General features: G+C 51.3%; 14 protein-coding genes. 11 read left to right on the forward strand and 3 right to left on the reverse strand.

Annotation, left to right across the window (positions count from 1 at the left end; all coding sequences use genetic code 11):
* Nucleotides 1-78: 78 nt before the first annotated feature.
* Nucleotides 79-900 carry a posphoenolpyruvate synthetase regulatory kinase/phosphorylase PpsR gene (gene ppsR / locus HMPREF3066_RS09450; RefSeq protein ID WP_003757356.1) on the reverse strand — a complete coding sequence of 274 codons (822 nt, stop codon included), beginning with the start codon at nt 898-900 and terminating at the stop codon, nt 79-81.
* Between the two features lie 418 nt (nt 901-1318).
* Between ppsR and ppsA the strand changes: the two genes are divergently transcribed.
* The 4 genes from ppsA to clpP all read left to right on the forward strand — a co-directional run bounded on the left by ppsA (nt 1319) and on the right by clpP (nt 7074).
* Complete coding sequence (gene ppsA / locus HMPREF3066_RS09455) at nt 1319-3703, forward strand: phosphoenolpyruvate synthase (protein WP_070442460.1); 2385 nt, start codon at nt 1319-1321, stop codon at nt 3701-3703.
* A 336-nt stretch (nt 3704-4039) separates the two neighbouring features.
* Nucleotides 4040-4726 carry a peptidoglycan DD-metalloendopeptidase family protein gene (locus HMPREF3066_RS09460; protein WP_240593942.1) on the forward strand — a complete coding sequence of 229 codons (687 nt, stop codon included), beginning with the start codon at nt 4040-4042 and terminating at the stop codon, nt 4724-4726.
* Nucleotides 4727-5055: 329 nt separating this feature from the next.
* Nucleotides 5056-6366, forward strand: a complete 1311-nt coding sequence (gene tig, locus HMPREF3066_RS09465; RefSeq protein ID WP_039405825.1) for a trigger factor — start codon at nt 5056-5058, stop codon at nt 6364-6366.
* Nucleotides 6367-6453: 87 nt separating this feature from the next.
* Entirely contained in the window at nt 6454-7074 is a 621-nt protein-coding gene (gene clpP, locus HMPREF3066_RS09470; protein WP_003760163.1) for an ATP-dependent Clp endopeptidase proteolytic subunit ClpP, read from the forward strand.
* A gap of 344 nt (nt 7075-7418) precedes the next feature.
* Here clpP and HMPREF3066_RS09475 read toward each other — a convergent pair whose 3' ends face one another.
* Nucleotides 7419-9644: a DNA internalization-related competence protein ComEC/Rec2 gene (locus HMPREF3066_RS09475; RefSeq protein WP_080614300.1), complete on the reverse strand. Its 2226-nt coding sequence runs from the start codon at nt 9642-9644 to the stop codon at nt 7419-7421.
* A gap of 138 nt (nt 9645-9782) precedes the next feature.
* Nucleotides 9783-11135 (reverse strand): glutamate--cysteine ligase, encoded by a 1353-nt coding sequence (gshA, locus tag HMPREF3066_RS09480; RefSeq protein ID WP_070442463.1) that lies wholly within the window; start codon nt 11133-11135, stop codon nt 9783-9785.
* Nucleotides 11136-11402: 267 nt separating this feature from the next.
* Here gshA and leuC point away from each other — a divergent pair, with 267 nt between their 5' ends.
* The 7 genes from leuC to HMPREF3066_RS09515 all read left to right on the forward strand — a co-directional run bounded on the left by leuC (nt 11403) and on the right by HMPREF3066_RS09515 (nt 15725).
* The gene (leuC, locus tag HMPREF3066_RS09485; protein ID WP_070442467.1) at nt 11403-12812 is read left to right on the forward strand and encodes a 3-isopropylmalate dehydratase large subunit; all 1410 of its coding nucleotides are present in this window, start codon (nt 11403-11405) and stop codon (nt 12810-12812) included.
* A 96-nt stretch (nt 12813-12908) separates the two neighbouring features.
* Entirely contained in the window at nt 12909-13130 is a 222-nt protein-coding gene (locus tag HMPREF3066_RS09490) for a lipoprotein (protein ID WP_070442537.1), read from the forward strand.
* 216 nt (nt 13131-13346) lie between these two features.
* Nucleotides 13347-13484, forward strand: coding sequence for an entericidin A/B family lipoprotein (locus HMPREF3066_RS09495; protein ID WP_003742168.1), 138 nt, complete (start codon nt 13347-13349; stop codon nt 13482-13484).
* 32 nt (nt 13485-13516) lie between these two features.
* Nucleotides 13517-13654 (forward strand): lipoprotein, encoded by a 138-nt coding sequence (locus HMPREF3066_RS09500; protein WP_009311431.1) that lies wholly within the window; start codon nt 13517-13519, stop codon nt 13652-13654.
* A 76-nt stretch (nt 13655-13730) separates the two neighbouring features.
* Nucleotides 13731-14372: a 3-isopropylmalate dehydratase small subunit gene (leuD, locus tag HMPREF3066_RS09505; RefSeq protein ID WP_003742170.1), complete on the forward strand. Its 642-nt coding sequence runs from the start codon at nt 13731-13733 to the stop codon at nt 14370-14372.
* Between the two features lie 130 nt (nt 14373-14502).
* Complete coding sequence (locus HMPREF3066_RS09510; RefSeq protein ID WP_070442470.1) at nt 14503-15228, forward strand: SH3 domain-containing protein; 726 nt, start codon at nt 14503-14505, stop codon at nt 15226-15228.
* Nucleotides 15229-15263: 35 nt separating this feature from the next.
* Entirely contained in the window at nt 15264-15725 is a 462-nt protein-coding gene (locus tag HMPREF3066_RS09515; protein ID WP_070442473.1) for a NanQ anomerase/TabA/YiaL family protein, read from the forward strand.
* Nucleotides 15726-15738 lie beyond the last annotated feature (13 nt).

Consider the following 15738-nt stretch of genomic DNA (forward strand, 5'->3'; position numbering starts at 1 on the left):
CACTTGAAATCCGAATCCAAGGTCGTCTGAAACACCAAATTGCTTTTCAGACGACCTCTTGCTCATACTTTAAGAAAATCAAAAACGCCGCTTCAATTTGCAGGCTTGAAGGATATGGACGGCAAGTTCTTCCACCGATTTATCCGTCGTATTAGTGAACGGGATGCCGTGGCGTTTGAACATATTTTGCGCATCGGCAATTTCACTGCGGCAGGTATCGATTTTGGCATAAGTCGAATTCGGACGGCGCTCTTGACGGATGGCCTGCAGGCGTTCGGGTTGAATGGTCAGGCCGAACAGTTTGTCTTTGTAAGGTTTGACCATGCGCGGCAGGTCGGTGGATTCCAAATCGTCGGGAATCAGCGGGTAATTGGCGGCGCGGATGCCGTATTGCAGAGCAAGGTAAAGACAGGTCGGCGTTTTGCCCGAACGCGATACGCCCATCAGGATCACATCGGCTTCTTTCAGGTTTTTATCGCTGACGCCGTCGTCGTGGTTGAGCGAGAAATTGACCGCCTCCATACGCGCATCGTAGCGTTGCGTATTGCCGATACTGTGGTGCCCCTGCTCGGCGGCAACCGCCTCGGTGTTGAGTTCTTTTTCCAAAAGCCCGAGGAAGGTTTCGAAAAAATTGATATGGAAAGCGCCCGCTTTTTTGATGATTTCACGGATTTCGTCATTAACGACGCTGACGAAGGCAATCGGGCGCAAACCGTTTTCCTGAGCGTTGCGGTTGACTATTTCGACGACGGTACGCGCTTTTTCAGGCGTATCAATGAAAGGATAGGTGTGGCGTTTGAATTCGATTCTGCCAAACTGATTCAGCAGTGCCTCACCGATATTTTCAGCAGTCAGGCCGGTACGGTCGGAAATATAAAACACATGGCGCGGGGCGGTCATTCGGTTATCCTCTAAAATTTTAAATGGTTGCAGGCAGTCATCATAGCAGCTGAAACCTTCTAAATAAAGGGAATACGCTTAAATTACACCCAACTACGCCAAAATCAAACTACTTTATAAACGCATTTTTATTCCAATAATTAAATTATCTTAAAATTTTATACCCATCCAAAACCTTTCCAAACTCTACCAATCAGTCATTAATCTATTTCAAACCTTATGTTTTACAAAGAAATAGACAATGGGAATAATGGCTTCCCCATCAGATTTCATTTGACTACACGCCTGAAGCCCGCAATTTTTCAGACGACCCGCAAATAAATCGAGACAGAAAAAGCATGACAGCGGTCGTTTGAATCGCTTAAAATAACAAAGCGTATTCGTTTCTTTTTTAACATATCTTGGATTGGACACACAAATGGCTGACAACTACGTAATTTGGTTTGAAAACCTGCGTATGACTGATGTTGAAAGCGTGGGCGGCAAAAACGCCTCCCTGGGTGAAATGATCAGTCAGCTGACTGAAAAAGGCGTCCGCGTCCCCGGCGGCTTTGCCACTACTGCCGAAGCCTACCGCGCATTTTTGGCGCACAACGGACTGAGCGAGCGTATTTCCGCCGCACTGGCACAACTGGATGTGGAAGATGTCGCCGAACTGGCGCGCGTCGGTAAAGAAATCCGCCAATGGATTTTGGATACGCCCTTCCCCGAACAACTGGATGCCGAAATCGAAACGGCATGGAACAAAATGGTTGCAGACGCAGGCGGCGCGGATATTTCCGTTGCCGTCCGTTCTTCTGCAACCGCCGAAGACCTGCCCGACGCATCGTTTGCAGGTCAACAAGAAACCTTCTTGAATATCAACGGCTTGGAAAACGTCAAAGAAGCCATGCGCCATGTATTCGCTTCTTTGTACAACGACCGTGCCATCTCCTACCGCGTACATAAAGGCTTCGAACACGACATCGTCGCCCTCTCCGCAGGCGTGCAACGCATGGTGCGTTCCGACAGCGGCGCGTCCGGCGTCATGTTCACCCTCGACACCGAATCTGGCTTCGACCAAGTCGTTTTCGTGACTTCATCTTACGGTCTGGGCGAAAACGTCGTGCAGGGCGCGGTCAACCCCGACGAATTCTATGTATTCAAACCCACGCTGAAAGCAGGCAAACCTGCCATCCTACGCAAAACCATGGGTTCGAAACAAATCAAAATGATCTTTACCGACAAAGCAGAAGCCGGTAAATCCGTGATGAACGTCGATGTTCCTGAAGAAGACCGCAACCGCTTCTCCATTACCGACGAAGAAATCACCGAGTTGGCACACTACGCGCTAACAATCGAAAAACACTACGGCCGCCCGATGGATATCGAGTGGGGCCGTGACGGCTTGGACGGCAAACTCTACATCCTGCAAGCCCGCCCCGAGACCGTGAAATCCCAAGAAGAAAGCAGCCGCAACCTGCGCCGCTTCGACATCAACGGCGACAAAAACGTCTTGTGTGAAGGCCGCGCCATCGGTCAAAAAGTCGGTCAAGGCAAAGTCCGTTTGGTGAAAGACGCCTCCGAAATGGATTCCGTTGAAGCAGGCGACGTACTCGTTACCGACATGACCGACCCGGATTGGGAGCCGGTAATGAAACGCGCTTCCGCCATCGTTACCAACCGCGGCGGCCGCACCTGCCACGCCGCCATCATCGCGCGCGAACTGGGTATTCCTGCCGTAGTCGGCTGCGGCGACGCAACCGAATTGCTGAGCAACGGTCAAGAAGTTACCGTATCCTGTGCCGAAGGCGATACAGGCTTTATCTACTCCGACCTGCTGGACGTACAAATCACCGACGTTGCCTTGGACAATATGCCCAAAGCGCCGGTTAAAGTGATGATGAATGTCGGCAACCCCGAACTGGCATTCAGCTTCGCCAACCTGCCGAGCGAAGGCATCGGCTTGGCACGCATGGAATTCATCATCAACCGCCAAATCGGCATCCACCCGAAAGCCTTGTTGGAATTTGACAAACAAGACGATGAATTGAAAGCGGAAATTACCCGCCGCATCGCCGGCTACGCCTCCCCTGTTGACTTCTACGTCGATAAAATCGCCGAAGGCGTGGCAACATTGGCCGCATCGGTTTATCCGCGTAAAACCATCGTCCGTATGTCCGATTTCAAATCCAACGAATACGCCAACTTGGTCGGCGGCAGCATTTACGAACCGCACGAAGAAAACCCGATGCTAGGCTTCCGCGGTGCAGCGCGTTACGTTGCCGAAAGCTTCAAAGACTGCTTCGCGCTCGAATGCAAAGCCCTTAAACGCGTCCGAGACGAAATGGGTCTGACCAACGTCGAAATCATGATTCCGTTCGTCCGCACGTTGGGCGAAGCCGAAGCCGTCGTCAAAGCCTTGAAAGAAAACGGTTTAGAACGCGGCAAAAACGGCCTGCGCCTGATCATGATGTGCGAACTGCCGAGCAACGCGGTATTGGCAGAACAATTCCTGCAATACTTCGACGGCTTCTCTATCGGTTCCAACGACATGACCCAGCTGACCCTCGGCCTCGACCGCGACAGCGGCTTGGTGTCCGAATCGTTTGACGAACGCAACCCTGCCGTCAAAGTGATGCTGCATTTGGCAATCTCTGCCTGCCGCAAACAAAACAAATACGTCGGTATCTGCGGTCAAGGCCCGTCAGACCATCCGGACTTCGCCAAATGGCTGGTTCAAGAAGGCATCGAAAGCGTTTCCCTGAATCCGGATACCGTCATCGAAACTTGGCTGTATTTGGCTAATGAGTTGAATAAATAAGATTTTTTATAAAATCTAAAAATCCCCCATCCCTAAAGCGGACGGGGGATTTGTTTTAGCCATCTAACGGCAGATATAATTTGACTTTATAGTGGATTAAATTTAAATCAGGACAAGGCTCGCAGACAGTACAGATAGTACGGCAAGGCGAGGCAACGCCGTACTGGTTTAAAGGTTAATCCACTATAATTTACGCTGAGTAAAATATGCTTCTAATCAAAAAGATAAAATTCCGCCGCCATTTAGCGCACATAAAACATCTCGAAAGCCGATGAACCTTCACCCAGATAAAGCGTCTGAAGACAATTCATTCGCTGATTTTTATTAAATAGACATATGATGAATACCATTCCCTTTTTTCAGACGACCTTCAAACGATTAAGCCCTTTCTGTCTGACACTTTTTCTGGCTGCCTGCGCCGAAAGTGGTTCACCGACGGGTGCGGTTCCCGATGGCTATTACAGAGTCAAGCCTGGCGATACGCTATCCCAGATTGCTAAACGCCACGGCCAAAGCATCCATACCTTGGCATCTTGGAACAACTTGCAAGACACTTCTAAAATCGAAGTAGGTCAAGTATTACGTATCCGACGCAATACGCGCCCTATTTCCCAATCAAACCAAGCAACTCAGGCTGTCGCACCGATCAACCGCCTGAACTTACTATGGCCTGTCGAAAACGGACGCAACTCCGTTATCAAGCAGTACAACGGAACAACCAACAAAGGCATCGATATAGCAGGTACATCCGGAGAGCCTGTAAAATCTGCAGCTGCGGGGAAAGTATTGTATGTCGGAGAAGAAGTACGGGGTTACGGCAAACTGATTTTAATTAGCCACAATGATTATGCGATTACAGCTTATGCACATAATGATGCCTTACTGGTACAAAAAGACCAGCAGGTTGCAGCCGGTCAGCAGATTGCAACGATGGGCAGCACAGACACCGACAGCGTAAAGCTGCATTTCGAAGTCCGTCTGAACGGCAAAGCCGTCAATCCTATGCCATACTTGCCCAATTAACATCCTCAAACTTCAAAAGGTCGTCTGAATACTCTCTTCCGACTTTCAGACGACCTTTGTAGCTCCGCATAAGTTTATCGGAATGCCGCCATCTATCTCCCATCCAACTACTTTTTCCAAGCCGGAGCGGACAGATGTGGCAACCGTTTTGCAATGATTTCACTATATTATCCAGTCAATCAAACATTGTGATATACTAGCCAGCTAATTTTCCTGCCTTTTGCAAGCAACGGACGATAAAAGCCCCGATGGGTCGGAGCCGCTTTTGCAGTCATCATTGGCAAAAGGATTCCCATTTTTTATTTAACACAACAAATTAAGGTCTTACGATGAGCGTAACTGTTGAAACTTTAGAAAATCTGGAACGCAAAGTAGTGTTGTCTCTGCCTTGGTCCGAAATCAACGCAGAAACCGATAAAAAACTGAAACAAACCCAACGCCGTGCAAGAATCGACGGTTTCCGTCCGGGTAAAGCACCTTTAAAAATGATTGCACAAATGTACGGTGCAAGCGCTCAAAATGATGTCATCAATGAAATGGTCCAACGCCGCTTCTACGATGTTGCCGTTGCCCAAGAATTGAAAGTTGCCGGCTATCCGCGTTTCGAAGGCGTTGAAGAACAAGACGATAAAGAATCCCTGAAAATCGCTGCGATTTTCGAAGTGTTCCCTGAAGTCGTTATCAGCGATTTGTCTGCACAAGAAGTCGAAAAAGTAACCGCTTCCGTCGGCGATGCCGAAGTGGACCAAACCGTAGAAATCCTGCGCAAACAACGCACCCGCTTCAACCATGTTGAACGCGAAGCCCAAAACGGCGACCGCGTCATCATCGACTTCGAAGGCAAAATCGACGGCGAACCTTTCGCCGGCGGCGCATCCAAAAACTACGCCTTCGTATTGGGCGCAGGTCAAATGTTGCCTGAATTTGAAGCCGGCGTAGTCGGCATGAAGGCAGGCGAAAGCAAAGACGTTACCGTCAACTTCCCTGAAGACTACCACGGTAAAGACGTTGCCGGTAAATCTGCCGTCTTCACTATCACATTGAACAACGTATCCGAACCCACCCTGCCTGAAGTTGACGCCGACTTCGCCAAAGCATTGGGTATCGCCGACGGCGACGTTGCCAAAATGCGCGAAGAAGTGAAGAAAAACGTAGGCCGCGAAGTTGAACGCCGCGTAAACGAACAAACCAAAGAATCTGTAATGAACGCGCTGCTCAAAGCCGTAGAGCTGAAAGCGCCTGTTGCTTTGGTAAATGAAGAAGCCGCCCGTTTGGCAAACGAAATGAAACAAAACTTCGTCAACCAAGGCATGGCTGACGCTGCCAACTTGGATCTGCCTTTGGACATGTTCAAAGAGCAAGCCGAACGCCGCGTATCTTTGGGTCTGATTTTGGCTAAACTGGTTGAAGAAAACAAACTGGAACCGACTGAAGAGCAAATTAAAGCCGTTGTTGCCAACTTCGCAGAAAGCTACGAAGATCCTCAAGAAGTGATCGACTGGTACTACGCAGAGCCTTCCCGCCTGCAAGGTCCGACTTCTTTGGCAGTAGAAAGCAACGTCGTTGATTTCGTTTTGGGCAAAGCCAAAGTAACCGAAAAAGCTTTGTCTTTTGACGAAGTGATGGGCGCACAAGCCTAATCATCTTCAAAAGGTCGTCTGAAACAGACAACTTGAAAGCACCAAAGCACCCCTTTGGTGCTTTCGCAACATTGACAGGAGACAAAAATGTCCTTCGATTTCAATAATTACCTCGTTCCTACCGTTATCGAACAAAGCGGCCGCGGCGAGCGTGCATTTGATATTTACTCGCGCCTTTTGAAAGAGCGCATCGTATTTTTGGTCGGTCCGGTAACCGACGAGTCCGCCAATTTGGTGGTTGCTCAGCTGTTGTTTTTGGAAAGTGAAAATCCGGACAAAGATATTTTCTTCTATATCAATTCTCCCGGCGGCTCGGTAACGGCAGGCATGTCGATTTACGACACCATGAATTTCATCAAGCCCAATGTCTCCACCTTGTGCTTGGGACAAGCGGCAAGCATGGGCGCATTCCTGCTCTCGGCAGGAGAGAAAGGCAAACGTTTCGCCCTACCCAACAGCCGTATCATGATCCACCAGCCTTTAATCAGCGGCGGCTTGGGCGGTCAGGCATCCGACATTGAAATCCATGCCCGCGAGCTGTTGAAAATCAAAGAGAAACTTAACCGCCTGATGGCGAAACACTGCGGCCGCGACTTGGCAGATTTGGAGCGCGACACCGACCGCGACAACTTCATGTCTGCCGAAGAAGCCAAAGAATACGGTTTGATTGACCAAGTTTTGGAAAATCGCGCTTCTTTGCAGGCTTAAAAATATTTTTGACAGAATAAAAGGTCGTCTGAAAACTATTTGAAGATTTCAGACGACCTTTGCTTTATTATAAAACCCCTTTATCAACACACTATTTTTAGATTCATACTTTTTACTACGCCGTTTCATTCAATTTCTTTGAACAACTGTAAACTGGCCAACAGAAAATAAATACGGCTCCCCCCCCACCTGTCGGATACAGCCTTCCCTCCCCCAAATCCCTCCGAACAAACCCATATCTGGGCTGATGACCACCAATATTTCGACTATAAAAAAACCAACAGAAACGTTATCCCCTGCCTTGCCGATAAAGCTGAAGAAAGTCGTCTGAAAACCCGTTTCATTTACTCAAACGGCTTTTTCTGCCAATAAAACTTATCCTTTTTCAGACGACCTTTAAAGACTTCATCGCCGCCCAGCTCAAATACCAATGCACCCGACAAATCCGTTCGCAACAAAGTCGCGCCGTGTGCGCGGACTCGGGTTTGGACGGCGGGAGTGGGGTGTTTGTAAGCGTTGGCGTAGCCGCTGGAGGCAACGGCGTATTTGGGCGCGACTGTGTTGAGGAAGCCGCCGGATGAAGCCGTATTGCTGCCGTGGTGTCCCAATATCAAAACCTGGCTGTACAGCGAGCTGCCGTAGCGTTCTACCAGCCCTGCTTCGCCTTTGACGCCCAAATCGCCCGTAACCAACAATGCCTGCCCGTCGGAAACGACGCGCAAGACGCAGCTTCGGTCATTGTCTTCGCCGCCCGAATTTTCAGACGACCTCAATAACTCGAAATCCACGCCGTCCCATTGCCATTGCGCTTCGGCGCAAAATTTTGCGTTCGGATAAAACTCAGGCTGTCCCGCCAGCGTTTTGCCGATTTCAATATCGGAAACGGCGTCCAAACCGCCGTCGTGGTCGCTGTCGTGATGCGACAGAATCAGCGTGTCCAAACGGCGCACGCCCATGGCGTTCAGGCTTGGTACGATACCCGTTTGCGCCGCCTGCGCCGTACCCGTGTCAAACAGCAGGTTGCGGTCGCGCGTCTGCACCAATACCGACAAACCCTGTCCAGCGTCCATCACAGTAATCCGCGCCAAGCCGTCGTCCAAACGGTCGGGGCGGTAAAACACAAATCCTGCCAACACCAAACACGCCCACGGTCGCAAACCCAGACCGCGCGGCAACAGCCACAGCAAAGCCGCTGCAAAAGCCAAAATCAACAAAGGCACAGGCGCGGCGGCTACGGCAAATTCAGGCGATACTCCCGCTAGCCAAACCAAGCCGCGCAAAGTGTATTCCGCCAAACCTGCCGCTACCCATTGCAAAGGTGCGAACGGCAACACCGACCCCAGCAACGCCAAAGGCGTTAATACCCAAGAAAACCAAGGAATCATCGCCGCATTGACCAAAGGGCTGATGATGGGCAAGGACGCAAAAATATAGCCCAACAATACCACCGACAACACCGTCGCCGCCCATTGTCCGCGTACAGCCAAACGCCAGCCGCGTTCTTTCAGACGACCTGCCGAAGCCCAAATCAAGGCGGCAACCAAGCCGAACGACAGCCAAGTGCCGACACCCAAAACCGCCAACGGATCAATCAGCAACACCACCGCCAAAGCCTGCCACCACGCCGTCCAGCCCGAAGACAGACTGCCGCGCCACCAAGCCCAGGCAAACGCCGCCAACATCAAAACGCTGCGCTGTGTCGGCACGGAAAAGCCCGCCAGCAGCGCATAAAACAAAGCCCCTGCCGCGCCGCCTGCCAAAATCCACACGCGCGGTTTAGCCGGTATCCAAGGCAGTCGTCTGAAAATCAGTTTGACCAGCCAACCCGCCAACACCGCCACCATCGTAACGTGCAGCCCCGAAATACTGACCAAGTGCGTCAAGCCCAAAGGTCGGAACGCCTGCCACAGTTCGGGCCTCAACGCCGATTGTTCGCCTATGCTCAAAGCCCGCATCAGACCGATACCGTCCGAAAAATCCGGACTATCCGACCCGACAGCCTGCCAACGGCGGCTGACCGCATCGCGCCACACCGCCAAGCCGACACTGCCGCCCTCGCGAACCAAGCTCCTGCCTTTGCCCAGCGTGCCCGCGCCATCCAAACCGTTTGCCAACGCCCAAGCTTCGCGGTTCAGCCCGCGCAGGTTCACTTCGCCGATAACCGGCTTGAGCCGTGCCGACACTTTCCAGCGGCTGCCTACCGCCCAATCGCGTTTCTGATAATCCGACAGCAATAAATCAAACTGCCGCCCGTCCTCCGTCCACGCCTTCGCCGCAAACTGCACCCGCCGCCCGTCGCCGCGCGGCATATCCGCGACTTCAACCGTCAACACCGACTCCGAAGCCCCGTTCAGCGGCCATTGCGCCGACAAAGCCGCTTCCGTCCGAAACACGCCGTAAGCCGCGCCGAGCAGGACGCACAGCATCATTCCCGCCACCGCAAACCGCCGTGAAGCTGCCAGCAAAACCAATGCCGCCGCCAGCCACATACCCCAATGCGGTATGGACGGCAAAGCGAACGAAGCGATGACGCCGACGACCCAAAACGGCAATCCATAATATTTCAGCAAAATGGTTTCCCTTTTTATTATTAGTTTTGAAATCAGGTGGGGATAATAATTGAATTTCCTGCAAACGTCATGAAAAAGGTCGTCTGAAAACCTGAATCTCAAGTTTTCAGACGACCTTTCACTATTTTAAGTAATCCTTTACGGAGCGGTTTGCTCCAACTCAAGCGCGGCGGCAAGCAGCGACAGGCGCGCCATTACGCCGTAAACGTAGAGGCGGTTGTGTTCGTTGTCCACGTCGCAGTCTTTTTCAGAACGCGGCATACCGAGCGAATCCCATTGTTCGAATACGCGTTTGCAGGCTTCGGGGGCTTCTTGGGAGTTGTCGCCGCTGCCGGTGGGAATGCTGTTGGACAGCGGGACGAATACCATGCCGCCGGCGTTGAGGTTTTCGTCCGCTCCGCGCCCTTCGTGTACACGGAAGAAGCCGCCGATAACGAAACGGTCCATCATATAAACGACGGGTTCGCTCACCGCGCCGTTCATGGTTTCATAGGTATAAATGCCTTCTTGGACAATCACTTCGCTGACTTCCAAGCCTTCTTTGACTTTCGCCATTTTGTTGCGGTTTTTGCGGTTCAACCCGCGCACTTCGTCAGCGGATTTGACGCTCATCACGCCCATGCCGTAAGTACCTGCGTCGGCTTTGACAATCACGAAAGGCTGGTCGGTAATGCCCAATTCGTCGTATTTGGCTTGAATTTTTGCCAGCACGCGTTCTACCGCTTCCGCCAACGCGTCTTCGCCTTCGCGCTCTTGGAAGTCCAAACCGCCGATTTTTTCGAAATACGGGTTAATCTGCCATTCGTCGATGTCAATCAGCTTGGCAAATTCGGCGGCGACTTGATTGTATGCGCTGAAATGTTCTGTTTTACGGCGCGTCGTCCAACCGCCGTGCAGCGGAGGCAATACGGTTTGGCTGATGCCTTTGAGAATGTCGGGAACGCCCGCGGACAAGTCGTTGTTCAACAAGACGACGCAAGGCGAGAAGCCGTCGGCAAGATGGACGCGCTCGCGGGTACGCAATAAAGGTTCCAGCAGGATTTTATCGCCCAGCGCGGTTTCAAACTCGGTCGGCTCGGTAACTTCCGGATTCAGGCTGCCCAAACGGACTTCATACCCTGCCGAGCGCAAAATCTCGCTGAGTGCGTAAACGTTTTGCAGGTAGAACGTGTTGCGGGTATGGTTTTCGGGAATAATCAACACGGATTTTGCCGTTTCGCAGGCGCGTTGTACCGCATCTTGCGCCGCGACTGCCGCCAGCGGGATGAAATTCGGATTCAGGTTGTTGAAACCGCCGGGAAACAAGTTCATATCAATAGATGAAATTTTGTAACCGGCATTGCGGATGTCGACCGAACCGTAAAACGGCGGGCGGTGCGCGTTCCATTGCGAACGGAACCATGCTTCGATTTTGGCGTGGTTGCACAAGATTTTCGCTTCAAACGCCTGAAGTTGTGACAGATGTTCGGCAGCCATAACCGGTAATTTCATTCTCTATACCTCTGTTGTCGGATGTGGGATACGGATGGAAATGATAGTGCTTTTTTAGGCGGTACGACAAGCATTGTTTCAAATAAAATACCTCTTTTTGTCAACAATTCTACAATTTGTCTAATTTTTGAAAGTTATTTTTAGATTTTTATGTGAAAAAGTAGAAATTAGACAAATTTCTATTGCGCTACCCCTGCAAAAAGCCTAAAATCCGCCCATCAAAACAAACCATCTACTCCTATTATTAATAAGCAAAGATAACCCATCATGAGCGCACAAACCCTCTACGACAAACTCTGGAACAGCCACGTCGTCCGCGAAGAAGAAGACGGCACTGTCCTGCTCTACATCGACCGCCATTTAGTGCACGAAGTCACCAGCCCGCAGGCATTTGAAGGTCTGAAAATGGCGGGACGCAAGCTGTGGCGTATCGACAGCGTCGTCTCCACCGCCGACCACAACACCCCGACCGGCGATTGGGACAAAGGCATCCAAGATCCGATTTCCAAGCTGCAAGTCGATACTTTGGACAAAAATATCAAAGAATTCGGCGCACTCGCCTACTTCCCGTTCATGGACAAAGGTCAGGGCATCGTTCATGTTATGGGGCCGGAACAAGGTGCGACCCTGCCCGGCATGACCGTTGTCTGCGGCGACTCGCACACCTCTACCCACGGCGCGTTCGGTGCGCTGGCACACGGTATCGGTACTTCCGAAGTCGAACACACCATGGCAACCCAGTGCATTACCGCGAAAAAATCCAAATCCATGCTGATTGCCGTTGAAGGTCGTCTGAAACCGGGCGTTACCGCCAAAGACGTCGCCCTCTACATCATCGGACAAATCGGTACGGCAGGCGGCACGGGCTACGCCATCGAGTTCGGCGGCGAAGCCATCCGTAGCCTCTCTATGGAAGGCCGCATGACCCTGTGCAACATGGCGATCGAAGCAGGGGCGCGCTCCGGCATGGTTGCCGTCGATCAAACCACCATTGACTATGTCAAAGACAAACCCTTCGCACCCAAAGGCGAAGCATGGGACAAAGCCGTCGAATACTGGCGCACGCTGGTTTCCGACGAAGGCGCGGTATTCGACAAAGAATACCGTTTCAAAGCCGAAGACATCGAACCGCAAGTAACATGGGGCACATCGCCCGAAATGGTTTTGGACATCAGCGGCAAAGTACCGAATCCTGCCGAAGAAACCGATCCCGTCAAACGCAGCGGCATGGAACGCGCCCTCGAATACATGGGTTTGGAAGCCGGCACGCCGCTGAACGAAATCCCCGTCGACATCGTATTCATCGGCTCCTGCACCAACAGCCGCATCGAAGATTTGCGCGAAGCCGCCGCCGTCGCCAAAGGCCGTAAAAAAGCCGACAACGTACAGCGCGTGTTAATCGTTCCCGGCTCCGGCTTGGTTAAACGGCAGGCGGAACAGGAAGGCTTGGACAAAATCTTCATTGATGCCGGTTTCGAATGGCGCGAACCGGGCTGCTCGATGTGTCTCGCCATGAACGCCGACCGCCTCACTCCGGGCCAACGCTGCGCCTCCACTTCCAACCGCAACTTCGAAGGTCGGCAAGGCAACGGCGGGCGCACGCACTTGGTCAGCCCCGCTATGGCTGCAGCCGCCGCGGTAAACGGACGCTTTACCGACATCCGTACCATGGCATAATCTTTCAGACGACCTTGCACAACCACCAAAGGCCGACTGGAGCCACCATCTCCGCTTAAAGGAGATTTCCCAACTCTCAAATCAAGGAGTCCAATGATGAACAAACTGTTAATAACCGCCCTGGCTGCCCTTACCTTGGCTGCCTGTTCCAATACTTGGCACGGTGCAAAAGAGGACACCAGCCGCAACTGGGACAAAACAGAAAACGCTGCCGAGCGCGGCTGGGACAAAACCAAAGCTGCCGTGAAAAAAGGCGGTAACGCTGTTGGCCGCGGCATGACCCATGTCGGCGAAAAAATTGAAGAAGCTACTGAATAAACTGCTATCTTTACACAAGGCTGCCTAAAATATATTTTCAGGCAGCCTACTACGCAAACAATAAGAGTTATAAAAACCTTTACTCAAACCACCGTTTATATTCATGTAACTCCGCATTTTTTCATTTATACCAACTATTGCCTTTTGTGAAGATGCCGAATATTATTAGTAATACAGTAACACAGACTGTACTTTTCAAACTATTAGGAGCTTCAAATGAAAAAATTCGCCCTCATTGCTTTGACCGCTATGACCTTGCTGTCTGCCTGCAATACCATTTCCGGTATGGGCAAAGATGTCAGTGCCGCCGGTAACGCAGTCAGCGGATCTGCTGAGTCTGTAAAAAATTACTAATCCAAAATCCAATTTCACGCAGGAATCCATACATGAAGAAATTTGCCTTGATCGCACTGACCGCCATGACCTTGCTCTCTGCCTGCAATACCATTTCAGGCGTAGCTAAAGACGTCAGCGCCGCCGGTACTGCTGTCAGCAATACCGCTGAAAATGTCAAAACCTACTGACTAAACAAAATTTAAACGCAAATGCCCCGGAAATCGGGGCATTTTATAATCCTCGACAAACGAAAAAGTACAGAACATGAAAGCCTTTACCAAAATCACCGCCATCGTCGCCCCGCTCGACCGCAGCAACGTCGATACCGACGCCATCATCCCCAAACAATTTTTAAAATCCATCAAACGGAGCGGCTTCGGTCCCAATGCCTTTGACGAATGGCGTTACCTCGACCACGGCGAACCGGGCATGGACAACAGCAAACGTCCGCTGAACCCCGATTTCTCGCTGAACCAGCCGCGTTACCAAGGCGCGCAAATCCTACTGACGCGCAAAAACTTCGGCTGCGGCTCCTCGCGCGAACACGCCCCTTGGGCATTGGATGACTACGGTTTCCGCGCCGTCATCGCCCCCAGCTTCGCCGACATCTTCTTCAACAACTGCTACAAAAACGGCCTCCTGCCCATCGTGTTGACTGAAGAACAAGTTGATCAGCTTTTCAAAGAAGTTGAGGCCAACGAAGGCTATCAGCTCTCCATCGACCTTGCCGAACAAACCCTGACCACACCAAGCGGCGAAACGTTCAAATTCGACATTACCGAACACCGCAAACACTGCCTCTTAAACGGCTTGGACGAAATCGGACTGACCCTGCAACACGCCGATGAAATCCGCGATTTCGAAGAAAAACGCCGCCAAAGCCAGCCTTGGCTGTTTAACGGTTGATAAACGATGAGGTCGTCTGAAAACGAGTGTAGCGAATTTTCAGACGACCTCTTTTATTAACACACAATCAGGTCGTTACTCTTTACCATCATATTTGAAAAACATACCCAACAATTTCACACACAACACCATGAAAAAAATTATCCTGCTCCCTATACTTTTTATCAGCCTCGCCGCACATGCGGAATTCTCAGAAATTCAAGATCCTGACGGATACAGCAACTTACGCGAAAAACCGAACACCCAAAGCCGAATCCTGACCAAAATTCCAAACGGTACCCATGTTTATACCCCCGAGATGGAGGGAAAGCTTCATTTAGAACACGGTTGGCAGATGACCTACGATTTGCGCGGCAAAAAAAGCCTGGATGGCTGGGTGCATACTTCGCGACTGATTCCGTTGTCGCGTTATGAAAGCATCCCCGTTACGGCTACTGCCGACGGCTTTACCTGCCAAAAAAACGGCATGGGCGTGCGCATTAAATCGGAACGTTTCAACTATAAGAAAGAAAAACATCTGTTTACACACGATCAATACGGACTTTCCCATTATCGCGGAAAAGAAATGTTCGGCACTGACGGTACAATTCCATTCAGCCACTATCGTGAAATTGCCTTTTTCCGCAACGGTAAAACACAAATCGCTCCCCGAGCCCAATATGACCACCTGTTCGACCCATATTTTGAAAAGGCAGGCGATAATACGCAACTGAGCCACTGTTACTACCGCGCTAAAGACGACACCCTTTTCTTAACGACCGTCATCGGAGATGGTGCCGCCTATACCGAAGTCTTATTTGTCTTCCGGCAAGGCATCTTGAAGAACGTATTGGCTTCGCTACACCCTGAGGTTTAATTTTCAGACGGCCTTTTTATCTCTTTCTGCAAAACATGATTACCGACACCATCACCAACGCCGCCCGCTACGCCGCGCTGCACCCCGACTTTGCCGAAGCCTTCCGCCTGCTGCAAAGCCTGGATTTGGCCGCCCTGCCCGACGGTCAAGTACCGTGCGCAAATCCCAATATCCGCCTCTTTGTCGGCAGCGAACCGATGAGGAGTAAAGCCGAAGCCAAGCCCGAAGCACATTTGAAACACATCGATATCCAAGTTCCCATCAGCGGGGAAGAAACCTACGGCTGGATAGACAGGGGTCGTCTGAAAAACGGTTTGGGCTACGACGAAAAGCGCGACATCGAATTTTTCGACTGCGAACCGGAAACCTGGCTCACGCTCCAACCGGGCGAGTTCGCCCTCTTCTTTCCCAACGACGCACATGCTCCGCTGGTCGGCGACAGGCCAAACATACGCAAAGCCGTTTTTAAAATCCGTGTTGAAACCGAACGTCTGTAATATTCAGACGACC

The sequence above is a fragment of the Neisseria sp. HMSC03D10 genome (assembly GCF_001807625.1).
In the GTDB taxonomy this organism is placed as follows: domain Bacteria; phylum Pseudomonadota; class Gammaproteobacteria; order Burkholderiales; family Neisseriaceae; genus Neisseria; species Neisseria mucosa.

Excerpts from the sequence above, each read along its gene's own strand:
- HMPREF3066_RS09515 (WP_070442473.1), top strand. The coding sequence starts at position 15,264 with ATGATTACCGACACCATCACCAACGCCGCCCGCTACGCCGCGCTGCAC.
- HMPREF3066_RS09510 (WP_070442470.1), top strand. The coding sequence starts at position 14,503 with ATGAAAAAAATTATCCTGCTCCCTATACTTTTTATCAGCCTCGCCGCA.
- ppsR (WP_003757356.1), bottom strand. The coding sequence starts at position 900 with ATGACCGCCCCGCGCCATGTGTTTTATATTTCCGACCGTACCGGCCTG.
- tig (WP_039405825.1), top strand. The coding sequence starts at position 5,056 with ATGAGCGTAACTGTTGAAACTTTAGAAAATCTGGAACGCAAAGTAGTG.
- HMPREF3066_RS09490 (WP_070442537.1), top strand. The coding sequence starts at position 12,909 with ATGAACAAACTGTTAATAACCGCCCTGGCTGCCCTTACCTTGGCTGCC.
- HMPREF3066_RS09500 (WP_009311431.1), top strand. The coding sequence starts at position 13,517 with ATGAAGAAATTTGCCTTGATCGCACTGACCGCCATGACCTTGCTCTCT.
- HMPREF3066_RS09495 (WP_003742168.1), top strand. The coding sequence starts at position 13,347 with ATGAAAAAATTCGCCCTCATTGCTTTGACCGCTATGACCTTGCTGTCT.
- HMPREF3066_RS09460 (WP_240593942.1), top strand. The coding sequence starts at position 4,040 with ATGATGAATACCATTCCCTTTTTTCAGACGACCTTCAAACGATTAAGC.
- leuC (WP_070442467.1), top strand. The coding sequence starts at position 11,403 with ATGAGCGCACAAACCCTCTACGACAAACTCTGGAACAGCCACGTCGTC.
- gshA (WP_070442463.1), bottom strand. The coding sequence starts at position 11,135 with ATGAAATTACCGGTTATGGCTGCCGAACATCTGTCACAACTTCAGGCG.
- clpP (WP_003760163.1), top strand. The coding sequence starts at position 6,454 with ATGTCCTTCGATTTCAATAATTACCTCGTTCCTACCGTTATCGAACAA.
- ppsA (WP_070442460.1), top strand. The coding sequence starts at position 1,319 with ATGGCTGACAACTACGTAATTTGGTTTGAAAACCTGCGTATGACTGAT.
- leuD (WP_003742170.1), top strand. The coding sequence starts at position 13,731 with ATGAAAGCCTTTACCAAAATCACCGCCATCGTCGCCCCGCTCGACCGC.